The following is a 23,035-nucleotide window of genomic DNA, read 5'->3' as shown; positions in this document are numbered from 1 at the left end:
CCGTTCCTTCGTAGGGTGACCACTGTGCAACCGCGAGGCGCGGGCCCGGAAGGGAAACTCCCTCTCCACATCAAGCGTCCCTTCCAGCTCTGGTCCTACGAGGTGTCCCATCGCCGCCTCGTGCTGCGGACGTGCCTGGGTGGCGGACCGGACGGGCGGGTGGAGATCGAGTTCCTGAACGTCCTGGGCATGAAGCTGAAGTCCCACTACCCCGAACTCCTGATCTCCCCCGCCCCGGACACGGTCAGAGCCACCACCGGCATCGACGAGTTCGTGCACATCCCGGACAGACATCGGTCCAAATTCACCACGCTGCTCATCTCGGACGGGTCGACGAACGGATGGGACGGATCGGGCGGGTCGGGATACGGCTTCGTGATCTGCGGCGCGCTCCGCGTCCACGAGACCTGACCCGGACGGCACCACCACCAAGCGTTCGCATCACGTCATGTGTGTCTGTCGTCGGCCTCCCTGTGCATGCCCCTGCACAGCGCCCAGACGATGAAGATGTTGACGGCGACCAGCGCCAGGGCCCACAGCGGGTAGTACGGCACCCACAGGAAGCTGGCGCCGAGGTCAGGTCGTCCCGCCCCGCAGTGCGGGGGTGTCGTGGGCCGGGGGGCAGCCCAGTCGGCCGCGGGTGGTGATCAGGAGGATGAGGGCCGCGGTCGTGGCGCTGAGGAGGAAGGCGTGCGCGGCGTCCTCGCGGGACAGCGTGGGGAACATGTCGGTCCAGGCGAGGGAGAGGTAGTTGTTGACGCCGCAGTGCAGCAGCATGGCCATCGGCAGGCTCTCGCCGGTGCGGTTGAACACCCAGGTCATGACGAAGCTGAAGGCGATCGCGGTGACGATGAACTCCAGCGGCATGGTCCAGGACGCGTGCGGCCAGTTGCCCCACTCGGTCAGGAACAGCGGGAGGTGCCAGGCGCCCCACAGCGGACCGACGACGAGGGTGCCGAGCAGCGGGCCGTAGCGGCGCTGCAGGCGGGGCATGGCGAACTCGCGCCAGCCTGGCTCCTCGGCGAGGCCGGTGGTGATCATCTGCACGAGCAGGCCGGGCAGGAACGCGGCCAGCACCATGACGGGCGGCATCGCGGGGGCGCGGTCGGCCAGCGCGGCCGAGGCGAGCGTCAGCGCGGCGGGCACCGCGAGCAGCACCACGGCGTACCAGCGCCAGCTGACCTTGAACTTGGTCATCCGGCAGCGCCACGCCCGTAGCCCCCGGCGTCCCTCGGTGGCGCCGGTCACCAGGAGTGCCGACACGATCGGGCCGAGGTAGGCGCCGGGCAGGACGCCGAGGAGCTGGGTGCTGACGTCGTTCCCGGGGAAGGAGAAGTGCCAGACTCCCAGGCCGTTCTCGGACAGGACGTACGGCGTCCACGCGGTCCAACTCAGCAGGTAGGCCAGCGAGAAGAACCAGGTCAGGGGGCGGCGGCGGATGCCGGCGCGCAGGCCGGTGCCGTCGTCGGGGCCCGTGGGGGCCGGTCGGGTCTCGTCGCTGGCGGGGGCTTGGATGCTGCTCACCGCGGTCGGTGTCCCTTCGGAAGCGGTCGGAAGCTGTGTGCGAAGCCGCGCCGGAAGAGGTCTCCGGCCGTGCCGGAACCTGGCTGACGTGACGTGTTCAGCGCATGAGGGGAGAAGGCGGCGTTCAACGACGGCCCCGCAGATGACGCACGGCGAGGGTGACCACGCCGAAGAGGGAGACCACGCCGCAGGTCAGATGCACCCAGGTGGCCGCCTCGGCGTAGGTGGCCACCGTGTTGGCGACCGCGCTGACCACGACCAGGATCCAGAGCAGCGTACGGACGACCTCCCCGCGGGGGAGGGCGGGCGCCGAGGCGCCGTACGTGCCGTGCGGGCCGTCGGCGGGGGCGCGGAGGCGGTAGGGGTCGGTGGTCGCCATGGGGCTTCTCCCGTGCTGCTGGGCGGTGGGTCCGGGGCTCCGGCTGACATCACCGAAACTACGGATCGGCACCCCCGCCGGCCGATCCCGCAGCCCGCCCGGTTCGAGGTACAGCAGGCTGTACCTCAGGCGGTACTCCGGCACTCGTCCGACGGTGAACCGACGGGCGGCATAAGGTCGTTCGCGACAGCGGAAGGGTGTGCGCGCGGCAGGGGGGTGGGCGGATGACGGTCCAACAGGACAGCGGGCGGGACGGCCGGCGGGACGGTCCGCGGGACTCCGCAACCGGTGGCCGGCGGGTGGGCCTCAGGGACACCGTCGTACGGACCACCCGCGCGGCCGGCGAGGCGCTCGCGCAGCTCGTCTCCGGGCTCGGTACGGCCTTCCTGGCGCTGCTCCTGCTGCTCTGGCTGGCCGTCACCGCCGTGACGAGCCTGGCCGGGGTGGGGCTGCTCATGGCGCCCGCGGTCCTGGGCGCGCTGCACGCCCTGGCCGGCCGGGAGCGCGACCGGCTCGGCCGCCGGGGTCCCGAGGTCGTCGCCCCGGAACCTCCGCCGACCCGGCTGCGGCTCGCCCTCGTCGACCCCACCACGCGACGGGAGCTGCGCTGGCTGGCCCGGCACACCACCGGGGGGTTCGCGCTGGGGCTCCTCGGTGTGCTCCTGCCGGTCGTCGCCGTGCGCGACAGCCTCTTCCCGCTGTACTGGAAGCTCATGCCCGACGACACGACGGCCACGTCCGTGGGGATCGGCGACGCGCACTCCTGGCCGGACGCGCTCGCCGTGGCCGTGCTCGGCGTGGGCTGGATCGCGATCATCCTGGGGCTCGGCCCCGGCATGGCCCGTGCGCAGGCCCGGCCCGGACGCCTGCTCCTCGCCGCCGGGCCGGAGACGGATCTGTCGCTGCGCGTCGCCGAACTCACCGCCACCCGGGCCGCCGCCCTGGACGCCCACGCCACCGAACTGCGCCGGATCGAGCGCTCCCTGCACGACGGCACCCAGAACCGGATCGTGTCCGTCACCGTCCTGCTCGGCGCCGCCCGCCGCATGGTGGCCCGCGACCCGGCGGGCGCCGACGAACTCCTCGAACGCGCCCAGTCCGCCGCCGAGCAGGCCCTCGCGGAGCTGCGCACGGTCTCCCGGAGCATCCTGCCCCCGGTGCTGGACCTCGGTCTGTCCGGCGCGCTCTCGGGGCTCGCCGCGCACTGCGCGGTGCCCTGCCGGATCGACGTGGAGGTACCCGAACGGTGTGCCGCCTCCGTCGAGGCGACCGCCTACTTCGTCGTGGCCGAGGCCCTCACCAACATCGCCAAGCACAGCGGCGCCGCGAGCGCCACCGTCACCGTACGCAGCCGCGGCGGGCGTCTCCACCTGTGCGTCGAGGACGACGGCCGGGGCGGAGCCGACGAGGAGGGCGGCTCCGGACTCACCGGCATCCGCCGCCGGATCGCGGCGCACGACGGCACCCTCTCCCTGGCCAGCCCGCCCGGCGGCCCGACGACCCTGAAGGTGGACCTGCCCTGTGGAACGTGACATGCGGACCGTGGACCGTGACCTGCGGATCGTGATCGCCGAGGACGACGCCCTGCTGCGCGAGGGCCTCGCCCTGCTGCTGCGCGCCGAGGGCCTCGACGTGGTGGCCACCGCGGGCACCCCCGACGAGGCTCTGGCCGCCGTCGACGCGCACAAGCCGGACGTCGCCATCCTCGACGTACGGATGCCGCCGACCCACACGGACGAGGGGATCGTCACGGCGGTCGAGGCCCGGCGCCGACGCCCCGACCTGGCCGTCCTGGTGCTGTCCGCGTACGTCGAGCGGTCCTTCGCCACCGAGCTGCTCACCGGCGGTGTGAGCGGCCTCGGCTATCTGCTCAAGGAGCGCGTGGGCAGGGTGGAGGAGTTCCTCGACGCCCTGCACCGGGTGGCGGCCGGGGGCACCGCCATCGACCCCGAGGTCGTCGCCCAGCTCTTCACCCGCTCCCACCAGGACACCCGCCTCGACCGGCTCAGCCCCCGCGAACGGGACGTCCTCGCGCTGATGGCCGAGGGGCTCGGCAACACCGCCGTCGCCGAACGGCTCGTCGTCACCGAGGGCGCCGTCCACAAACACATTCGCAGCATCTTCGCCAAGCTCGACCTGTCCCCGACGGACCGCGTGGACCGCCGGGTCGCCGCGGTCCTGCGGTATCTGGAGGATCCACGGCGGCCGGCCTGAGCGGGTGGCACGGCCTCCGCCGGCGGCATCGGCGCACACCCCACCGAGTGGGTAAACAACCCCTGGATGTACGGGAGTTGGCGTACTGATGTGGCAGGAACGACGAACGGGACGGGAGTCGGCGGACACCCCTGGACCCGCCTCGGCCGTGCGTAGGTTGAGTCCGTGCGGATGCAGCGGCAGACAGGGGACGGCAGAAGCGGCACCTCTCAGGAGGGCTCCCGGACACCCCGTACCGGAGGACCGTCCGGGCCCGGAACCGGCCTCCCCCCGCACGCCCTGCTCGCCCTGCAGCGGACCGCGGGGAACGCGGCCACCACGCGGGCGCTGCGGCGCGGGGACGGGATGTCCAGGCCGTCGGCCGGGCGGAAGCCACTCTCCGCGCCGCCGCCCCGGATCGACGAGGAGCGCACCGAGCCGGGGCTCGTCCTGCCGCCGTATCTCAGGGGGCTGGAGGCCGCGGGGCTGTCCACGGCGTACGGGCTGACCGGGCACGAGTTCGTCCGGAACGCGGTGGCCGCCGTCGTCGGGCACGGCGACGGCACGGTCGCCGACCTCGGCGCCGAACTGGCCGGACGGCCGGAGTCGTTCTTCGGGCGGGGCCGCGCCTTCGCCGTCCAGGGCAAGGGCCCGAAGGGGGGTGAGGGGGGCAACGAGTGGTTCGACGTCACCGTCACTGTCTCCCCCGCCGCCGACGACCGGCCGCCGGTCTTCCATCCCGGGGACACGCTCGCGAACACCGTGCCGGACCCGGACGGGGCGCCGCTCGCCGAGGTGGACGAGGCGGAGGGCAAGGAGACCAAGGTCGACGCCCAGCACAACACCTCCGCCACCGTGACGACCACCGCCGGGGGTTCGTCGAGCAAGGGCCTGGGCGGGATGGCGTTCGGGCTCGCGCCCGTCGCGCCCGGGTTCTGGGCGGGCGCCGCGGGCATGGCCAACGCGCAGCCCTGGCAGTCCTCGCGGGAGTCCCGCAGCCAGCGGAACGTGGCCGAACCGCGCGTGCTGCGCAGCGACAAGGGCTCGGTCGAGGTGCCGCGCAAGGTGCGCTACGGCGTACGGATCCAGAAACGCGGAGACCGGGCGGACGCGCGGACCTTCGCCGGCTCCGGCACCCTCACCCAGCGCGTACCGACCGAACACCTGGTCCCGGCCGGCACCCCGGAGCCCCGCGCACCGCAGCCCGTCCCGGCCGACACCGCCCGGCGCGTCTCGCTCGCCGACTCCCTGGCCCCGGTCGCCGTCACCGACACGGCCGCCCCGCACCAGGGCGGCGGCGGGCTCTTCGACACGGTCGCCTCCGTCCTGCACCCCTCGCTCACCGCGCCCGGCGCGCCCGGCCTCGCCCGGCTGTACGAGGCGACGTCCACGTCGGCCGTCCTGGAGGACCTGCCCCGGCTGCTGGGCGACGGCGTCGTCGGGGAGGACCTGCCGTCCAAGGACGGTGGCACCGTGGGCAGTTACCGCCTGCGCGCCGCGATCACCGGCCTGTCGCCCGCCTGGGGCACCGGCGGGACCCAGCTGCGCACCCATCAGCAGACCCAGCACACGGTCACCGAGAGCGCGGGCAAGGGGCGCTCCGTCGCGGCCGGTGCGGGCCCGGCGGTCGGCGTCGGGGCCGCCGCGAACGCCGCCGTCGTCCGGGCCACGGCCATGCCGGTCGCGGCGGCCCGCAAGGCGCGGTTCACCGTGGCCGAGCAGACCGTGTCGAGCCGGCAGGGCGCGGAGGTCCGGGGCGACAAGGTGCTCTACCTCGGGACCGTGAAGTTCACCGCGGAGGGTACGGGGCCCCGGTCGGCGCAGATGATCCTGCATCCCGGCACCCGGGTCGCCGAGCACGCGATGAAGGTGTGGGTCAGCCTGCGGGCCGACGAGGCGCACTCCCTCGGGCTGCCGTTGCCGCCGGGCGTCACGGCCGGGGAGTTCATCGAGAAGCCGAAGCGGACCGACGAGCACGGGAACGAGGTGGACGTCGAGCGTCATCTCCCCTTCGGCGCCATGGGCTCCAGCGTCGCGCTCAGCCAGCTCGACACGGGGCCCATGGTGAAGGCCGTACAGGAGCTGTTCGCGACCGATCCCCGGCTGGCCGGCTATCTGCCCGCCTTCGGCGCGACACCGCCCGGCGCGCCCGCAGGCAAGGAGGAGGCCGAGGTCCAGCGGCGCAACCACCGCGAGCTGATGGCCGCCCTGTCGGAGACCAACCTCCGCGTCAACAAGGACCAGTTGCTGTCCACCGGCATCCGGGTGCGGCTGCGCCGCAAGACCACGATGCACGCGCACGACGTACTGATACGGGTCAAGGGCGCGCTCCGCGAGACCGGCTACCAGGGAGACACCGACGACTGGCTGGTGCGCAGCCACTCCGGTGTGGGCAGCAACACGCAGAGCGGACGCGGCAGTTCACGGTCGGTCGGCGGTCTGGTCCTCGCACAGGCCAGGCTGGTCCCCGGCATCCTGGCCGCCTCGGCCCGCTACGAGAGGCACAGCTCCGGCACCCGTCGCAACCAGGCCGGCCCCACGACCCGTACGGACGTCCTCACCAACGGCTCCGAGAAGGCCGCCAACTTCGGGGCCGCCCTGCGCCTCGACGTGGACGTCACCATGACGTCCCGGCAGCGCAAACTCGCCCGCGGCCTCACCCCCGGCTCCCCCGGCCAGGACGCGCCCGAGGCGAAGCTCGTGGGCGGGCTGCACATGGAGGAGCAGGACGTACGGCTCGTCACGCCGGCGGAGTTCACGCTCGACGAGGAGGGGAAGCGGCGGCACGACTCGGTGACGGAGAAGCGCAGGGGGCAGGCCGCCGGGCCCGAGCACGCGGTCACCGCCGAGGGCATCGGCGACCTGGCCACGCTCGTCCCCCGGCCGTCCACCGGGCGGGCGCTGCGGGACTGGCAGCTGGTGGAGACCGTCGGCGACGGACAGGCCGTCCGGGACCTCGCCCTCCAGCTGCTGTCCCGGGCCGCCGCCCGCAACAAGGGCGCCGACGAGGATCCCGCGCTGGGGACGGAGGGGCTCGCCCCACGGCTGGCGATCGAGGAGCGGTTCAGCCCGCAGGCCATCACGGCGTCGCTGCGGCAGGCCGCGTCCGCCGGGTGGGTGGTGAAGAACCTCCGCCATCCGCGCCGGCTCGCCGCGCTGAACGGGGCGGTCGGCACCCGGCTGACGCTGGCCAACCCGAAGTACGTGCACAGCGGCGCGGGCCCCGGTACGGAGACCTTCGTGCTCGGCGGCCACCAGTCCGCCGGACAGCGGGGCCATGGCACCACCCGTACGACGCAGTTCGGGGCCCTCGGCTCGGAGAACGACGCCGAGTGGCGCCTCGCCCAGGGCCTGGCCGCGAGCCGCACCAAGGGCCAGGGCGACGCCCGGTCCGCCGCCGTGTCCGGCACCGTCGAGCGCAACGCCCACACCCCGCGGAAGGCGCCGCTCCACCTGGTCCGGTGCGATCTGCTGGTCACCATGGTCGCCGAGGTCAAGGTCACCGGCGGCGGGCCCTATGTGGCGAAGGCCGCCCGGACCCTGCCGGCCGAGGCGGCGGTGTGGCTGACGGAGGAGCAGCTGCCGGCGCCGATACGGCGGCAGCTGAAGCTCGACGCGGATCTCGACGCCGATCAGGACGTGATGTCGTCCCCGGACGTGACGTCGTCGTCCTCCCGGCAGGCGGCGCCGAAGGCGGAGAGTTCCCGGACGGGCGCCGGGCGCGAGGCCCGGGAGCAGGCCGGCGCCACCGGCACGAGCGTCGCCGGCCCTCCGGCCGCACGGGTCCGCCCGGGCCCGTCCCTCGACCGGGGGCTCCCCCTCGGCTTCGGCATGATCGAGAACCTGCCGAACTTCGTGCCGCTGCTGGAGCGGCTGCGTACGCGCCTCACGGGGAGCGGGCAGCAGTCGCTCGCCGACGACCTGCTGCCCAGGCGGCAGTTGGCGGACCGCAACGACAACGTGCAGCGGCTGCTGCGGGTCCTGGACCGGGACGGGTCCGCCGGGCTGCTGTCCGGCGCGATGGACGGCGGGGTCACCGTCGAGCTGTTCGACGGCCGCAGGACTCCGTACTGGGCGGTGTTCAAGGTCAACCGCCTGGGCGACGGCACGCCCCAGGGCACGGCGGGCGACGGCCGGGACATGGAGTACATCACCGCGGCCGTCGCCCAGCGGGGCTCCTCCCACGACGAAGGCGTGACGACCGGCGTGGAGGGCGTGTTCGCCGGTTCCGGCAAACCGGACGGCGGGCTCGGGCAGTTGAAGAGCACGGGCGGTTCGGTGGGAATCGGCGGCGCGTCGAGCGACTCGCGGCGCAGCGGGACCGTCGGCCGTGGCCAGCTCGGTATGAAGACGGTCGCGGAGGCCAAGACCGCGAAGTCGACGAAGATGCGGGTACCGATCGAGGCGACCCTCGAACTGCACCGGGGCGGCCGCCGGATCGAGATCGTCTCCCTGGGCCGTCAGGCACTGACCCACCGCGTCCTGGAGAAGGACCTCGCGGCCCTGAGCCAGGTGACCGTGCCCCGCGGAAACGGACCTGCTTCCGCTCCCGCCCCCGGCCCGCAGGACGACCGCTCCGCCGGACTCGGCGCCTGGCGCTCCGCAGGTGTGGAACTGCCGATGGAAGCACAGGTCAACGGCTTCCAAGGGGCCCCGCAGGTACGGGAGTTGGTCAACACCGCGGTCCGCGCGGCGGGCGGCGGCGACCGCTTCCGGGAGAAGGGCCAGGCAGCCGCGTACGCCCTGAACGAGGCCGTCTCCACCGAGTGGCTGATCGCGGCACTGCCGCTGCTGACCTCCGCCGGTGCCGAGCTGCCGCCGGTACACGCCTCCGGGGCCACGGGCCAGGACCTGAGCGCGTCCCTGCACGCGCGGCTGCGCGCCGGGCGAGTCCTGGGCGTGGGCGACAAGATGACCTTCGAGACGGTGGGCCAGAGCCGTCTGGACGCGCCCCGGCCCACCCAGACGGACGGCCAGAGCTCCGCCGACCACGGCAGGTCGGCGTACGGTCTGGCGGGCGCGGGGCTGCTCAACGCCGACCAGTTCCGCCTCAACCAGCTGATGGGCAACGCGGGCGGCGCGGGCGGCACGGCCGACGGGGCGGTGAACGCCTCCGGCACGATGCCGCTGCACAAGCCCAAGGCCGAGTCGGTCCTCGTCCAGTTCACCCTGGACGTACGGGTGGTGGCCCGGGTCACCGACCGCGTGCGCACCGGCCGCACCGGGACCGCCGTACGGGAACTGACCCTGCGGCGGCCGGTGGTGATCCGCATGCCCGCGCCGGCCGTCCGCCGCATGGTGGCGGCCCAGGGGGCGCGACTCCAGGACCCGGACGACCACTTGGGGCTGAGGAAGGCGGCCGGGACGGCGCCCCCGCCACTGGGCTTCTGACCAGGTGCCGCCGGGGCCACCGTGCCGCGCGGTCAGCCGAGAGGGCTCACGCTCCCCGAGGAGCGGGCGAGGTCGCGGCGGCGGGCCAGCCACAGGACGGCGACCGCGTAGAGGGCGACCAGGGGGACGTCGACGGCCAGTGTCATCCAGTCCATGTCGGCGGCCGTCTCGTCGGTTTCGAGGCCTCCGGCGAGCGCCGACAGGATGCCCATGGGGACGAGGTTGTTGAGGACGTGCAGGGCGATCGCCGCTTCGAGTCCGCCCGTACGGATGGTCACCATGCCCGTGATGAGGCCGAACACCACCAGGTCGGCGAATCCCCAGGGCGTTCCCCAGCCGTGCGCGGCGGCGAACAGCACCGCCTGCGGGGTCACCGCGATCCACGGTGAACGGCACCAGGCGCCGACCGCCTGGGTCAGCCAGCCACGGAACACGTACTCCTCGGCCGCCGCCTGGAACGGCACCAGCAGGCAGACCGTCGCGAGGCCCAGCAGGAACGGCGACAGACCGGCCCAGGTCGCCTCCGGCATGCCGTCCTCGGCGGAGGGCAGGAGCAGGGAGAGGCCCAGGGTCGCCGCGACCACGGGCAGGGCCACCGCGAGGCACAGCCCCAGCCAACGCCACCGCAGCCCGCCCACCACCGACGACACCGTGCCCGGCGAACGCCGCTGCGTCCAGCGCGCGGCCAGCCACACCACCGGTATGCACAGGGCGATGGACAGCAGCGCCAGGGCGGTGTCGCCGGTTCCGCCCCAGACGAGGTTGCCGTCGGCGTCGCGCGGACGGTCGAGCACCGCCCCGGCGATCTCGCTGCCGACGATCACCACCAGCATGACCACGATCGCGCCGCCGAACACCACACCGGTCCCCGCCAACGGCCGCCACCACCGATGGGTTCCGGTCCCCAGAGCCAGCCGGTGGTACGGGAGCGGAGGCCCCGGCGGAGGCACGGCCCGGTCCCAGGGCGGCCCGGGGGGCTGCCAGGGCTCCTGTGGTTGATACGGGTGCTGCGAGGGATACGGCTGGTACGACGGATACGGCTCGTACGACTGCTGTGGCTGATAGGGCTGTTGCGGCGGCTGCGGCTGATACGGCTGCTGCGGCGGCTGCGGCTCGTCGGCGGGGTGCGTCGTCGTCATGTGCTTCAGCATCCCGGCCGTGGGCGGCCGTCGCGTCGGCCCTGCGCACGATCGGCGTCTCCAACCCGGGTTAGGGAACCGGGCAGGAGAACGGACCCGGCAGCGGGCCGAAAGTATGATCGGCGCCATCATGGGTCATCTACGGAACTGGCTGCTGCCCGTGCTGCTGGCGGTCGCGCAGCTGGCCCTCTGGCCGGGGTCCGCGCTGCTGCGCGGCGCGACCGTGGAGACGTCGCACCTCGCCGTGGGCCTCGCCGTGACCGTGGCGGCCGTCGCCGTCCTGGGGATGCGCCGCCGCTACCCGGTCGCCTCGGCCCTCGCCATCGACACCACGCTCACCGCCGGGCCCCTCGCCCCGGACGAGGCGCTGCTCGGCGCCGCCGTGGCGGGCGTGGTCGCGCTGTACTCGGTCGCGGTACGGCGTCCGGGCCGGACGGCCGTCCTCGTCGCGGCCGTGCTGATCACGACGGGGCTGCTCAGATCCCTGGTGGTGTACGACTCCCCGGTCGACATCGGCGGTGAGGCCCTGGTGAGCTTCGCGATCCTGGCGGGCACCGTGGGCGCGGGCCGCAGCCGCCGCCAGTGGCTCGCCGGACGACAGGCCGCCGAACGGGAGTTGGCCCGGGCCGAGGCCGTACGGGTCACCGCCGCCACCACGGAACGGGACCGCCTCGCCCGCGAACTGCACGACGTCAGCGCGCACCACCTCACCTCCGTCGTGGTCACCGCCGAGGCCGCACGCCGTCTCGGCGACCGCAGACCGGAACTGACCGCCGACGCCCTGCGGTTGGCGGCGGACGGCGGGCGCGAGACCGTGGCGGCCCTGCACCGGCTCGTGACGGTGATGCGGAGTTCGGCGGCCGACGAGGAGAGCCCGCTCGACGAGCGCGTCGCCGAACTCGCGGCCGGATTCGTCCGGTTGGGCCAGCGCGTGAGCCTGGACATGGCCCCCGCCCCCGCCGACCTGACGGGCCCGGTGGCCGAGGCGGCGTTCGGCATCGTGCGCGAGGCCCTCACCAACTCCCTGCGGTACGCCCCCGGCGCCACCGTCCGCGTCATGCTCCGGGACGGCGACGGGGCGCTGGACCTCCTCGTGGAGGACGACGGAGCAGCGGCCTCGGCGACTCCCGGCGCGAACGCAGGCGCGGGGGCCGACACGGCGACCCGCGTACCGGCGGCGCGGCAGGGCCTCGGCTCCGGCCGGGGTACGGCGGGCATGCGGGACCGGGCGGCCGGCCTCGGCGGCACCTTCGTATCGGGCCCTCGTCCGGACGTTCCTGGCTGGTCGGTGCGGGCCCGGCTGCCCCGCCCCTCGTCGGCGGCGCGCCGCACCCCGCGTCTCCCGCGCGTGAGTTCGACGGATGCGGCGGCCGTGCTCGCCGTCGCCGCGCTCCCGGTCGTCGCCGTCCTCATCGAGCGGCCCGCCGCCCTCGCCACGGCCTGTCTGCCCGCCGTCCTCCACGCCCTGCCCCTGCTGTGGCGGCGGCAGGCCCCCTGGACCGTCCTCCTCCTGGTGCTGGCCGGTGCCTGGCTCCCGCCGCTCGCCCTGGCCCACGGGCTGCTGCCGTCGGACGCGGCCTGGGCCCTGACCGTGGCGGGGGCCTGCGCGGAGTGTGTCGCCCTGCACGCGGTGGCCGCCCTCGCGGGGCCCGCAGGCCGCACCTGGCCGGCGTTCCCGCTGGTGGCGGTCGGTCTCGCGACGACGGCGGTCACCCTGGACGTCCTCGACGGCGGCTCCCCCGAGACCGAGGGGGCGGGCGCGGGCCCCTGGTCCCTCGGCTTCTTCACCGTCTTCCTCACCCTCTTCCTGGCCCTGTTCCTGGCCCTGCCGATGGCCGGGGTCTGGGGCCTGGGCCTCTTCCACCGCCGGCGCCGCGAGCGCGTCACACGGCAGGAGGACAGCGCGCTGTCGGCTGCGGTGTGGTCCGCCGTCGTCGAGGCGTACGAGGAGCGGCAGCGCATCGCCGCCGAACTGCGCCAGGCGGTGCTGCGCCACGCGAACGAGGTCGTCGTCCATGCCGAACGCGGCGACCTCGACGGCGTCACGGAGCAGGCCAGAGCGGGCCTCGCCGCCATGCGCGAACTGCTGGCCGTGCTAAGACAAGGGGCGGAAACGGGAGCAGCAGCAGCAGGAACAACGGGAACGGGACCGGCCGAGCCCCTGGTGAAGCCATGAGTTCCTGAACCTCTGAGTCCGTGAACCCGTGAAGCCATGAGTCCGCCGAAGTCCCAGGAAGGGGTGCCCCCATCGAAGCCCGAACGAATCCGGCTGTCCGGGTGCTGGTGGTCGACGACCAGGCCGTGGTCCGTGCCGGGTTCGCCGCCATCATCGACGCGGAGCCCGACCTCACCGTCGTCGCCGAGGCCGGGGACGGCGCCCACGCCGTGGAACTGGCCCGGCGGCTCACCCCCGATGTCGTCCTCATGGACATCCGGATGCCCGGCATGGACGGACTGACCGCCACCCGTCTGCTCACCGCGTGGGACGACGCCCCGCGCGTCCTCGTCCTGACCACGTTCGACCAGGACGCGTACGTCCACGACGCGCTGCGCGCGGGCGCCTCCGGGTTCCTCCTCAAGGACGCCCTGCCGGACGAACTGCTCACCGGCATCCGGGCCGTGGCCTCCGGGGACGGCATCCTCGCCCCCGCCGTCACCCGCCGGCTGATCGAGACCTTCGCGCACTCCGCCCCGGCACCGGACCCCGCGCCCCTCGGCACGCTCACCCCGCGCGAGCGCGAGATCCTGACGCTGGTGGCGGCGGGCCTCGCCAACGCCGAGATCGCGGACACGCTCGGGGTGACCACGGGCACCGTGAAGTCCCATGTCAACGCCCTGCTGCGCAAGTTGGGCCTGCGCGACCGGGTCCAGGCCACGATCTTCGCGTACGACACCGGGCTGACCCGGCCGCGCGGGGCGTGACCCGGCTACTTGAGGTCTTCCGGGGAGTAGAGGTCGCTCACGGCCAGCACGTACTCGTAGTTGGCCTTGTCGACGCTGATCGGCTGGAGCAGATAGGCGGGCACGGCCTTGACCCCGTTCTTGTAGGCGCGCCTGTTGTTCAGCTCCGGCGTCTCGCCGTTGAGGATGTCGTCGGCCATGTTCGCGGCGACCTCGGCGAGTTGGCGGAGGTCCTTGAAGACGGTCTGCGACTGCTCGCCCGCGATGATCGACTTCACCGAGGCCAGTTCGGCGTCCTGGCCGGTGATGACCGGCAGGGGCTTGGCGGCGGTGCCGTAGCCGTCCGCCTTCACCGCGTTCAGGACGCCGATGGAGATGCCGTCGTACGGCGAGAGAACCGCGTCGACCTCCTCGCTGCCGTACGACTCGGCGAGGATCCGCTTCATGCGCTTCTCGGCGGTCGGCCCGTCCCAGCGCAGGGTGGTGATCTGGTCGAGCTTCGTCTCGCCGGACGGGACGACCAACTGCTTGCTGTCCAGGTACGGCTGGAGGAGGTGCATCGCGCCGTCGTAGAAGAACTTGGTGTTGTTGTCGTCGGGAGAACCGGCGAACAGCTCGATGGTGAACGGGCCCTTGCCCTTCTCCAGACCGAGCTTCTCGATGATGTGGCGGGCCTGGAGGCGGCCGACCTGCTCGTTGTCGAACGAGACGTAGTAGTCGACGTTCCTGGTGCCGAGGATGAGCCGGTCGTAGGAGATCACCGGAATGTCCGCGGCGGCGGCCTTCTGGAGCGGGCCGTTCAGCGACTTGTTGTCGATGGCCGCGATGATCAGCGCGTCGACGCCCTGCTGGATCAGCTTCTCGATCTGCGCGACCTGGGCCTTCGGGTCGTCGTCGCCGTAGACCAGCTTGGTCTTGTACCCCTTGTCCTTCAGGTCCGCGACGACGCTCTTGCCGTCGGTGAGCCAGCGCTCGGACGCCCGGGTGGGCATGGCGATGCCGATGGTGCCGCGCTCGGAGCTGGCCTCGCTGTTCTGGCCGCCGCAGGCGGACAGGGTGAGGGCGAGGGAGACCGCACCGGCGAGGGCGGCTCTTCGGTTGGGCATGTGATCGTTCCCTGTTCTTGTCGTCGTCGAGACAGACCGAACTTCAGGTGAGCACTGGGGGGCGCGGCGGATCCGCTCTGCGGCCCCATGGTTCCCGGGAGCATCGCGAATCGAGCCGGGTCCCGCCGGCCGTCGCGATCCCTCTGCCGGTGGACACCTGGACGTGGGTCAGGCTGCGCCACGGCGTTCCGGCCACGTGTGCTGATTCCGGTGATACGCAGGGTGCTCGCCTTTCCCGTCGTTCGAAATCTCGTCACATGGTCGGAATGTGGGCGCGACATTAGGAGCGGATGTGCGGGGTGTCAACGGAACGAACACAATCAGTTTCAGAAAGTGGCTGATGACCACTCCGGTCTCCGCTGGGCACCGTTCCGATGTGTCACAGCCGTGCCACGGCGGTGTCCTGAACGGAAGACGGGCGTGACCTGGGCTCTCCGGGGCTCCTCATAGTCGGCACAGAGCGGGAGACCGGCAAAGACACCGGCCCCCGCCACCCCCGGCCCGGAAGGAACCTCCCGTGAAGAACCGCCACCTGCGCAAGGCCGTCATCGCCACCGCCGCACTCACCGCCGCGCTGCTGATGACGGCATGCCAGAACGGCACCGACGCCAGTTCCTCCGGCTCCTCCGGCGCGAGCGGATCGGACAAGGCGGCGGTCGCGGAGAAGGCCTCCGACGCCAAGAACTCCAAGAGCTCCAAGGGCGTCAGCGGGACGTTCGACAACGGCCAGGTCACCTACCTCGCCCCGGGCAAGTACATCGTGGCCGCACCCGGCAAGGACGACCAGCAGTTCTGGGTCGCCGACGACACCGAGGTCTACGGCACCGGAACCATCTGCGGCGAGGCAGGGGCCAAGGTGGACGCGCCCTGCACGCTGGACCAGTTGGAGGCCGCCACCAAGAAGGGCGCCGTGAACGCCGACGTGGAGATGAAGAACGGCGTCGCGACCCTGGTGACGGAGCGGCGCGCGGCCCAGCAGGGCTCGGGCAGCGACTCCGGTTCCGGTTCCGACAGTGGCTCCGACTCCGACTCCGACTCCCGCGAGACCGTCGTCGAAGACATCAACCAGGGCAAGGGCGTCAACGGAACCTGGTTCGGCAACGTCTCCTACCTCGCGCCCGGCAAGTACACCGTCTCCGACATGAAGGGCACCGAGCAGCAGTTCCTCGTCGCCGAGGACACCAAGATCTTCGGCTATGACGACATCTGCTCGGGCGAGGACGGCGAGACGCTGTGCGTCGAAGCCGAACTGGAGGCCGCCGCCAAGAAGGGCTTCACCGCCGAGGTCGTCATCAGCAACGGCATCGCCACCACCATCCGCGACGACCACTGACCCACGGGCCGGGGCAAGGATGATGGTCGTCATGCGCATTCGCATCGACGCCGTCGATCTCCCCGGCCGCACCCGCCCCGCCTCCGCCGACGGGGAGGTCCCCGCGTACGACGACATCCACGTCGCCGTGCAGCGCCGTGACCGTCCGGCCGAACTCCTGGACCCACAGCCCGGCGACGCGCCCTCCGCGACCTGGACCCTGGAGTGCACCGCGAGCGCCTCGCCGACGGGCACCGAGATCAAGGGCCCCTATGTGCAGGACCGGCTGGGCCGGCGGTTCATCTATCTGTCGTGGGGCACGGTCGACGAGTCGGGCACCTTCACGATGTTCCGCCGCGCCAAGCTCATGCTCGACGCCGTCCCCGCCGACGTGCTCGACGCCGCCGCACGCGACGGACTGCTGGTCGGACGCCTCGGCCTGACCGACGCGCGGGGCGGGCCCCTGTGCGCACGGGTCGAGCCCCCGCACATCACCTGGACCGCCGAGCACGCCGGCTAGGGCCGGCCGAAGCCGACCAGGACCGACTGGGCACAGCCGTTCGGATCACGCTCCCGGGCCGATGTGACGTTCATCGCCGCAGCGGGTTTCCGGCGGCTTCGCCGTCCGCCCGGCCCGCACCGGCGGGGACGGCGGCCCAGGGCCCATCGGGGGAGGTCATGGCGCCGCGGCCGGACGCGCGCGGCCGGAACACCGTCTCCGCGCGGCTCAATATCTGTATTTGCGAGATGAGAAATAGGTCGAGTGCCCTGCAAGTATTCCTGACCCGTCCGCGGGTTCGGATTTATCGATCACGCAGGGCCGATGCCACCGTGCTAATGTCGATCTCAGTTGCAGGTGTGGTTGCCAGAAGGTTCATTTTTTCCGACGGGTTAATCAGCACGGCGACGCGGAATCCGCACAGGGTGAATTCCGGAAATCGTCTCCGAAGGAGAAATGACATGGCTACTGGCACCGTGAAGTGGTTCAACGCGGAAAAGGGCTTCGGCTTCATCGAGCAGGACGGCGGCGGCCCCGACGTCTTCGCCCACTACTCGAACATCGCCACCCAGGGCTTCCGCGAGCTGCAGGAAGGCCAGAAGGTGTCCTTCGACATCGCGCAGGGCCAGAAGGGCCCGACGGCCGAGAACATCGTTCCCGCCTGATCACGCAGCAACGCGCACTTCGTAGCTGGGGCCCGCACCTTGGGGTGCGGGCCCCGGCTCGCTGCATTTCTGGGCGCGCGTCCATCATTCTCCGGCTCGTTCTCGCGATTCTCTGCGCCGTTCATCCTTGCTGCGGAAATTCCTTGTTACGTGCCCACGTGCTCACATCGAGGAAGGTTCCGCTTGAACCGCGCACGCACCACCCGCTCCACCCGCTCGACCCGTACCTACGCCCCCTCCCGGGGTTCCGCCCCCAAGTACTCGGGCGCCCCCCGGCGTTTCAAGGGCTCCGAGCGCCGACAGTCCGCCCCCCAGGGCGAGTTCGCGCTGCCGGTGACGGTGACGCCCGCACTGCCCGCCGTCGAGGCGTTCGCCGATCTCGACCTTCCGGCGCCGCTGCTGGCCGCGCTCGGACGCGAGGGTGTGACCGTGCCGTTCCCCATCCAGGGCGCGACGCTGCCGAACTCCCTCGCCGGACGTGACGTGCTCGGCCGCGGCCGTACCGGCTCGGGCAAGACCCTCGCCTTCGGCCTCGCGGCCCTCGCCCGCACGGCGGGCCGCCGCGCGGAGCCCCGCCAGCCGCTCGCCCTGATCCTCGTCCCCACCCGCGAGCTGGCCCAGCAGGTGAACGACGCCCTCACCCCGTACGCCCGCGCCGTGCGGCTGCGGCTGGCCACCGTGGTCGGCGGTATGTCGATCGGCAGGCAGTCGGGGGCGCTGCGGACCGGCGTCGAGATCGTCGTCGCGACTCCGGGGCGGCTCAAGGACCTCATCGACCGGGGCGACTGCCGGCTGGACGCCGTCGACATCACCGTCCTCGACGAGGCCGACCAGATGGCCGACATGGGCTTCATGCCGCAGGTCACCGCCCTGCTCGACCAGGTGCGTCCCGGCGGACAGCGGATGCTGTTCTCGGCCACCCTGGACCGCAACGTCGACCTGCTCGTCCGCCGCTATCTGTCGGACCCGGTGGTCCACTCCGTCGACCCGTCGTCGGCCACGGTCACCACGATGGAGCACCACGTGCTCCATGTGCCGGAAGCGGACAAGCACCGCACGACCACCGAGATCGCGGCGCGCGACGGCCGGGTGATCATGTTCCTGGACACCAAGCACGCGGTGGACCGGCTGACCGACCATCTGCTGAAGAACGGTGTCCGCGCGGCGGCGCTGCACGGCGGCAAGTCCCAGCCGCAGCGCACCCGGACCCTCGCCCAGTTCAAGACCGGCCATGTGACGGTCCTGGTGGCGACGAACGTGGCGGCCCGCGGCATCCACGTCGACAACCTCGACCTGGTCGTCAACGTGGATCCGCCGAGCGACCACAAGGACTATCTGCACCGCGGCGGCCGTACCGCCCGCGCCGGCGAGTCCGGCAGCGTCGTCACCCTCGTGACCCCCGGCCAGCGCCGCGGTATGACCCGGCTGATGGCGTCGGCCGGTATCTCCCCGCAGATCACCTCCGTACGGTCCGGTGAGGCGGAGCTGACCCGGATCACCGGCGCCCAGGCCCCTTCGGGTGTCCCCGTCGTCATCACCGCGCCGGCGGCGGCCCGTCCCGCCCGCCGCGCGTCCTCGGGGGCGCCCTCGTCCCGGAGCCGCCGCGACCGCGGCGGACAGGCACGGCGTCGCCCCAGGGCGGCCCAGCGGCCCGCCCTCGACACGGCCGCCTAGAGGTATCGGGGCGACGGCACCGAGTCCTCAAGGCCTCGCCCCGAAACTCACCCATCTCCGAGGAAGCCCGTTCTCCTTCTCCCCGTGGGGGCATCATGCGCTGTGTCATCGCCCGGTACCCGTTCGACCTCACCAAGGGCGGAGTGCTGGCCCTGATGAAGGGCGTCACGCCCGCGCTGATCACGGGTGAGTCCGTGACCATCGGCCGCCGTCGCTACCCCGTCAAGCAGGTGGGGCAGGTCATCACCCGGCAGGACAGCCGCGACTTCACCAGCGGCGAGGTCGTCCGGGCCATGCTCCGCCTGGGCTTCACCTGCCACGACCACCTCAAGGCCGTGCCCCAGCCGGTCGCCACCCCGCTCCAGACCGCGTCGGCACTGCTCGGCGGTGCCTCCGTGGAGGTGTGAGGACGGGCGGAGAACCGCTTTCCCCGATCCCGATGAGGGCCCTGCCGACGCGCGTCGGCAGGGCCCTCATCGTTGTTTCCCGTCGTCGCAGGTCACAGCTTTCTGTTCCCCCGGACAGCTGAAATCTACTCTTGCCAGAGTAGACATTGGGAGCCGACACGGTTAGCCTTTTTCCCGTCGAGACTGTCAGGCGAAGGACGGAGGAGCGGACGCCATCAGGATCGCCCGGCCCGAGAGGCACTCGGCCCGGGTACCGCAAGACCCCGGATTGGAAGGTGGTCCCCGGTCACGCAGCCGCGATCCCCGCACCCCCCTCACGCAGGGCCGGTGACGGAAACAGAAGGTCGGCAGAGCATCAAGGCCGACAGATGGTGTTGAATTTCCTTCGGGGCCCTGGTGCCGTACGGCGCCAGGGCCCCTCGACGCGCGTTGCACAACGAGGTGACATGACAGCAGATATCCCGCTCAGTGATCGTCTGGACGACGATGACTACCCCGCCTACACGATGGGTCGGGCCGCCGAGATGCTCGGCACCACCCCGGCATTCCTGCGAGCCCTCGGTGAGGCTCGTCTGATCACACCCCTGCGCTCCGAGGGCGGACACCGCCGGTACTCCCGCTACCAGCTGCGGATCGCCGCCCGCGCCCGCGAGCTCGTCGACCGGGGCACCCCGATCGAGGCCGCCTGCCGCATCGTCATCCTCGAGGACCAGCTCGAAGAGGCCCAGCGCATCAACGCCGAGTACCGCCGCCGCGCGGGGCACGAGGCCCCCGACCGTTCCGCCCCCGACTCCGCCCGCGGCTCCGGCTGATCAGGAGAGCCCCTTCCCCGTCACGGCCGGTAGGCGGCCCGGTTGTGGTAGGTGACCTTCCCGACGGGGAGCTTGACGGGGGCGAAGAGCTGGTCGACGGTCACGAAGGTGAAGCCGCGCGCCTTGAGGGCCTTGATGATGCCCGGCACCGCGTCGACCGTCGTCCTGTGGATGTCGTGCATGAGGACGATGTCGCCGGGCTTGGTCTGCGCGTTGACGTACTTGATGAGCCGGGCGGTGTCGCGGTACTTCCAGTCGAGGGTGTCGACGCTCCAGTGCACCAGCGGTCGTCCGGCGGCCGAGCGGACCGCCGCGTTGTGGGCGCCGTAGGGGGCGCGGACGGTGGTGGGCTTCTTGCCCGTCGCATCCTTGATCGCGGTGTCCGCGCGGGAGAACTGCGACTTTATCTTCGCGGCGCTGAGCTTGGTCAGATCGGCGTGGTCCCAGCTGTGGTTGCCTATCTGGTGCCCGGCCGTCGCCGCGGCCTTCATCGTCGCCGGGTTCTTCTGCACGTTCGTGCCGACGGCGTAGAACGTCGCTCTGGCATCACCGTTGGCCTTCAGCAGGTTCAGCAGCCGCTGGGTGTCCTTGACCGGCCCGTCGTCGAAGGTGAGCGCCACGCACTTCACCTTGCGGCAGTCGACGGCCTTGGGGGCGGCGGAGGCGGACGAGGCGGTACCGGCGAGCGTGGTGCCGCACAGGGCGGCGGTGACGGCAGAGATGACGAGGCGTCGTTGCATCGGATCCTCCGGTGACGGTGAACTTCCCTTGCGAGCAGCTGACTTGCTTGTAAGACGCACGCGACGGGGGCTTGGATGTGCACCGGGGCGGAGGGGATCAGATCAGCTGTCGGCAGTACAGGGCGTCGGGCGTACGTGACGAGCCCACACGGCCCGTGTACGCGATTCCGGCGGCGTATTCGTCGTCCGCGCACTGGCCCTTGTAGTGGCCCTGCGCGAAGTCACCGCCCTTGGGAGCGGTGCCCCTGCCGTCGGCGCGGTCGAACCAGACCGTTCGGCCGCTCGTGCCCGTGATCGAGCCGGGCGGGGCGGGCACGCACAGCGCGGCGGAGACGGCGGCACCCCGGACGCTGTAGCCGGTCAGGAAGTGGCCCTCGGGGCACTGGAGTTTGGTGTATCCGCTCGCCCAGTCGCGGCCCGGCACGACATACCGCTCGTCGACGACCACCCTGTGCCCGCCGGCCGGGTCCCACCCGGGGCCGGCGGCCACGTCGGAGCACAGGCCCCGGTTGCCGGTGTGGCTCAGACCGATCAGGCGCAGCCCGTCGGGGCAGACGGCCTTGCGGGCTCCGGGGTCCCAGTCGGGCAGGGCGCGCATCCGCCGCGAGGCGACGAAGTCACCGTGGTCGGGGCTGAGCATCGACCAGTGGGTCACCGGGGCGACACGTCCGGTGCGGCCCTGGGCCCCGACGAGCCGGGTCCAGGCGGCGGCCCGCCAGTCGTCACCGTCGTACAGGCCCATACGGTGGCCCGCCGCGTCCCAGTGGAGCAGGGCCCAGCCGTTGCCGGTGCGGTTCTCGTGCCAGCCGACGAGCGGCCAGTACGCGAAGTCGGCGTCGGTACGGATGAGTTGGTCGACGAAGTTCTCGAACCAGGCGCGCTGCCGCACCCCGGTCTCCGCCCGGCCCCCGACACCGAACTCGCTGATCCAGACCGGGGCCGTGAAGTGCCGGTCCTGTTCGCCGGTGACGAAGAACGCCTGGCGGTTCAGTACGTCGATCAGCTCGGCCGGGGTCAGATCGCGGTAGCGGGAGTCGCTCGTCTCACCGATCCCGGTGGCGCCGCTGTGCCGGGGGCCGGTGTAGTCGTAGAAGTGGGCGGAGTACACGAGCTTGCCCGAGTCGACGAGGGTGTGCGAGAGGCGGCGTACGGGTTCCAGGGTGGGGCGTTCGTGCGGCAGGCCGTCGACGGGGACGCCGGTCCAGTTGATGCCCTCGACGATGATCAGCAGATCGGGGTCGGCCTCCGTCAGGATGCGGTCGCCGACGCGCTGTGAGGCGGCGAACCAGTCGTGGGCGTCGCCGAGGCCCCAGTTGGGGTCGTCCCAGATGTCGCGGCGGACCTCGTTGTAGAGGTCCGCGCCGACGACCCGCTGGTTGTCCTTGTAACGGCGGGCCATGAAAAGCCAGTCGTCCTCCCAGGCCCGGGCCGACCGGCTCGCGTTCCAGCGTTCGTTGCCGTCGACTCCGCAGCACCAGCGGGTGGTGTTGGTGTGGTTGTTGAGGATCACGGCGAGGCCGGCGGCGGTGAGGTCGCGGACGACGGCGTCGTACACCTGGAGCGGCGTCCTGCCGCGCAGCGAGGGGTTGGCGGCGACGGCGTCGTCCGTGACGGGGACGGTGTCGTGGATCATCTCGTTGGAGAAGGGCAGCCGGACGCTGTTGATCCCGAGCTCCCGGAAACCGGCGATGATCTCGGCGACGGGGGCCCGGTCCAGGCCGAGCGGTATCCGGCCGGAGTTCTCGCCCGCGTGATGGTTCGCGTCCTCGTCCGCGCTCCCCGAACCGCTCCAAGTGCCGCTCGCCCCATGCCAGTTGCCCGACCGCAGCTTGAAGCGGTCCCCGTCCGCGTCGACGATCCAGCGGCCCCGGGTGCTCAGCGGCGCGGTCCAGTCCGGCGCGGCCACGGCCGTCCCGGCGGAGGCGAAGGCGGGCTCGGGGGCGGACGCGGAGGCGGGGTCGCGCGCGAGCGCGGGGGCGGGCGCCAGGGGAAGCAGCAGGAACACGGCGGCCAGAGCGGTCCTGACCGGAATGGCCCTGCCCAGAGCGGTCCTGACCAGAGTGGTCCTGGCCGGAATGGTCCTGCCGAGGGATCCGCGCACGGTCACCGCCCAGGAGACGACTTCGCCGACAGCTTTGTCATGGCAGCGTCATCATGACGGGAGATGCGGGGTTGGTCCAGGCTTTCGCGTAGCCTCGCAGACGAGGAGTACTTACGGGAGATACCTGCAAGGCACACCCTTGCGGTTCAACTTAGGTAAGCCTTACTCTAGCCAATCGCACCATTCAGGGAC

Annotated in this window: 19 protein-coding genes and 1 pseudogene; 13 read left to right on the top strand and 7 right to left on the bottom strand. The window is 72.1% G+C overall.

All coding sequences use genetic code 11. From position 1 onward, the window contains the following. Positions 1-15: 15 nt before the first annotated feature. The gene (locus ABT147_RS20690; RefSeq protein ID WP_351408118.1) at positions 16-411 is read left to right on the top strand and encodes a hypothetical protein; all 396 of its coding nucleotides are present in this window, start codon (positions 16-18) and stop codon (positions 409-411) included. Positions 412-446: 35 nt separating this feature from the next. On the opposite strand, the gene ABT147_RS47350 is transcribed toward ABT147_RS20690, so the two are convergent. From ABT147_RS47350 to ABT147_RS20680, 3 genes are all read right to left on the bottom strand, one after another. Beyond that, the gene (locus tag ABT147_RS47350; protein ID WP_502983125.1) at positions 447-560 is read right to left on the bottom strand and encodes a DUF7144 family membrane protein; all 114 of its coding nucleotides are present in this window, start codon (positions 558-560) and stop codon (positions 447-449) included. 16 nt (positions 561-576) lie between these two features. After that, the gene (locus ABT147_RS20685; RefSeq protein WP_351408116.1) at positions 577-1,524 is read right to left on the bottom strand and encodes a CPBP family intramembrane glutamic endopeptidase; all 948 of its coding nucleotides are present in this window, start codon (positions 1,522-1,524) and stop codon (positions 577-579) included. Positions 1,525-1,648: 124 nt separating this feature from the next. Then, positions 1,649-1,903 carry a hypothetical protein gene (locus ABT147_RS20680; RefSeq protein WP_351408114.1) on the bottom strand — a complete coding sequence of 85 codons (255 nt, stop codon included), beginning with the start codon at positions 1,901-1,903 and terminating at the stop codon, positions 1,649-1,651. Positions 1,904-2,235: 332 nt separating this feature from the next. On the opposite strand from ABT147_RS20680, the pseudogene ABT147_RS47345 reads away from it, so the two are divergent. From ABT147_RS47345 to ABT147_RS20665, 4 genes and pseudogenes are all read left to right on the top strand, one after another. Continuing rightward, positions 2,236-2,766 (top strand): annotated as a pseudogene (locus ABT147_RS47345) (sensor domain-containing protein); the annotation flags it as partial. Continuing rightward, positions 2,740-3,435 (top strand): sensor histidine kinase, encoded by a 696-nt coding sequence (locus ABT147_RS47340; protein WP_502983124.1) that lies wholly within the window; start codon positions 2,740-2,742, stop codon positions 3,433-3,435. The pseudogene ABT147_RS47345 and the gene ABT147_RS47340, both read left to right, overlap by 27 nt. Before the next feature lie 22 nt (positions 3,436-3,457). Continuing rightward, positions 3,458-4,117, top strand: a complete 660-nt coding sequence (locus ABT147_RS20670; RefSeq protein WP_351408199.1) for a response regulator transcription factor — start codon at positions 3,458-3,460, stop codon at positions 4,115-4,117. 171 nt (positions 4,118-4,288) lie between these two features. After that, positions 4,289-9,487, top strand: coding sequence for a hypothetical protein (locus tag ABT147_RS20665; protein ID WP_351408198.1), 5,199 nt, complete (start codon positions 4,289-4,291; stop codon positions 9,485-9,487). A 32-nt stretch (positions 9,488-9,519) separates the two neighbouring features. On the opposite strand, the gene ABT147_RS20660 is transcribed toward ABT147_RS20665, so the two are convergent. Continuing rightward, positions 9,520-10,626, bottom strand: coding sequence for a CPBP family glutamic-type intramembrane protease (locus ABT147_RS20660; protein WP_351408111.1), 1,107 nt, complete (start codon positions 10,624-10,626; stop codon positions 9,520-9,522). 130 nt (positions 10,627-10,756) lie between these two features. On the opposite strand from ABT147_RS20660, the gene ABT147_RS20655 reads away from it, so the two are divergent. Both ABT147_RS20655 and ABT147_RS20650 read left to right on the top strand, forming a co-directional pair. Beyond that, positions 10,757-12,802, top strand: a complete 2,046-nt coding sequence (locus ABT147_RS20655; RefSeq protein WP_351408108.1) for an ATP-binding protein — start codon at positions 10,757-10,759, stop codon at positions 12,800-12,802. A gap of 101 nt (positions 12,803-12,903) precedes the next feature. After that, positions 12,904-13,548 (top strand): response regulator, encoded by a 645-nt coding sequence (locus ABT147_RS20650; RefSeq protein WP_351408105.1) that lies wholly within the window; start codon positions 12,904-12,906, stop codon positions 13,546-13,548. A gap of 5 nt (positions 13,549-13,553) precedes the next feature. Here the strand turns inward: ABT147_RS20650 and chvE are convergent, their stop codons facing one another. After that, positions 13,554-14,633: a multiple monosaccharide ABC transporter substrate-binding protein gene (gene chvE, locus ABT147_RS20645; protein WP_351408103.1), complete on the bottom strand. Its 1,080-nt coding sequence runs from the start codon at positions 14,631-14,633 to the stop codon at positions 13,554-13,556. A 517-nt stretch (positions 14,634-15,150) separates the two neighbouring features. On the opposite strand from chvE, the gene ABT147_RS20640 reads away from it, so the two are divergent. The 6 genes from ABT147_RS20640 (at position 15,151) to ABT147_RS20615 (ending at position 20,002) form a co-directional block, all read left to right on the top strand. Next, positions 15,151-15,966 (top strand): hypothetical protein, encoded by an 816-nt coding sequence (locus ABT147_RS20640; RefSeq protein WP_351408101.1) that lies wholly within the window; start codon positions 15,151-15,153, stop codon positions 15,964-15,966. A 31-nt stretch (positions 15,967-15,997) separates the two neighbouring features. Further along, positions 15,998-16,465, top strand: a complete 468-nt coding sequence (locus tag ABT147_RS20635) for a DUF5990 family protein (RefSeq protein ID WP_351408099.1) — start codon at positions 15,998-16,000, stop codon at positions 16,463-16,465. A gap of 440 nt (positions 16,466-16,905) precedes the next feature. Further along, the gene (locus tag ABT147_RS20630; protein WP_030600152.1) at positions 16,906-17,109 is read left to right on the top strand and encodes a cold-shock protein; all 204 of its coding nucleotides are present in this window, start codon (positions 16,906-16,908) and stop codon (positions 17,107-17,109) included. Positions 17,110-17,292: 183 nt separating this feature from the next. Beyond that, positions 17,293-18,783: a DEAD/DEAH box helicase gene (locus ABT147_RS20625; RefSeq protein WP_351408097.1), complete on the top strand. Its 1,491-nt coding sequence runs from the start codon at positions 17,293-17,295 to the stop codon at positions 18,781-18,783. Between the two features lie 95 nt (positions 18,784-18,878). Continuing rightward, positions 18,879-19,190: an SCO5918 family protein gene (locus ABT147_RS20620; protein ID WP_351408094.1), complete on the top strand. Its 312-nt coding sequence runs from the start codon at positions 18,879-18,881 to the stop codon at positions 19,188-19,190. Positions 19,191-19,636: 446 nt separating this feature from the next. After that, positions 19,637-20,002 (top strand): helix-turn-helix domain-containing protein, encoded by a 366-nt coding sequence (locus ABT147_RS20615; protein ID WP_351408092.1) that lies wholly within the window; start codon positions 19,637-19,639, stop codon positions 20,000-20,002. Positions 20,003-20,022: 20 nt separating this feature from the next. On the opposite strand, the gene ABT147_RS20610 is transcribed toward ABT147_RS20615, so the two are convergent. Both ABT147_RS20610 and ABT147_RS20605 read right to left on the bottom strand, forming a co-directional pair. Next, the gene (locus ABT147_RS20610) at positions 20,023-20,742 is read right to left on the bottom strand and encodes a polysaccharide deacetylase family protein (protein ID WP_351408090.1); all 720 of its coding nucleotides are present in this window, start codon (positions 20,740-20,742) and stop codon (positions 20,023-20,025) included. A 97-nt stretch (positions 20,743-20,839) separates the two neighbouring features. Continuing rightward, a complete protein-coding gene (locus ABT147_RS20605; RefSeq protein WP_351408197.1) occupies positions 20,840-22,747 on the bottom strand; it encodes a glycoside hydrolase family 5 protein in 1,908 nt (635 codons plus the stop codon). Positions 22,748-23,035: the final 288 nt, after the last annotated feature.

The organism is Streptomyces sp. NPDC001868, assembly GCF_040297125.1.
Taxonomy (GTDB): Bacteria; Actinomycetota; Actinomycetes; order Streptomycetales; family Streptomycetaceae; genus Streptomyces.
Note: the sequence above shows the minus strand (reverse complement) of the source record. Positions and strands in the feature narration are given on the sequence as shown.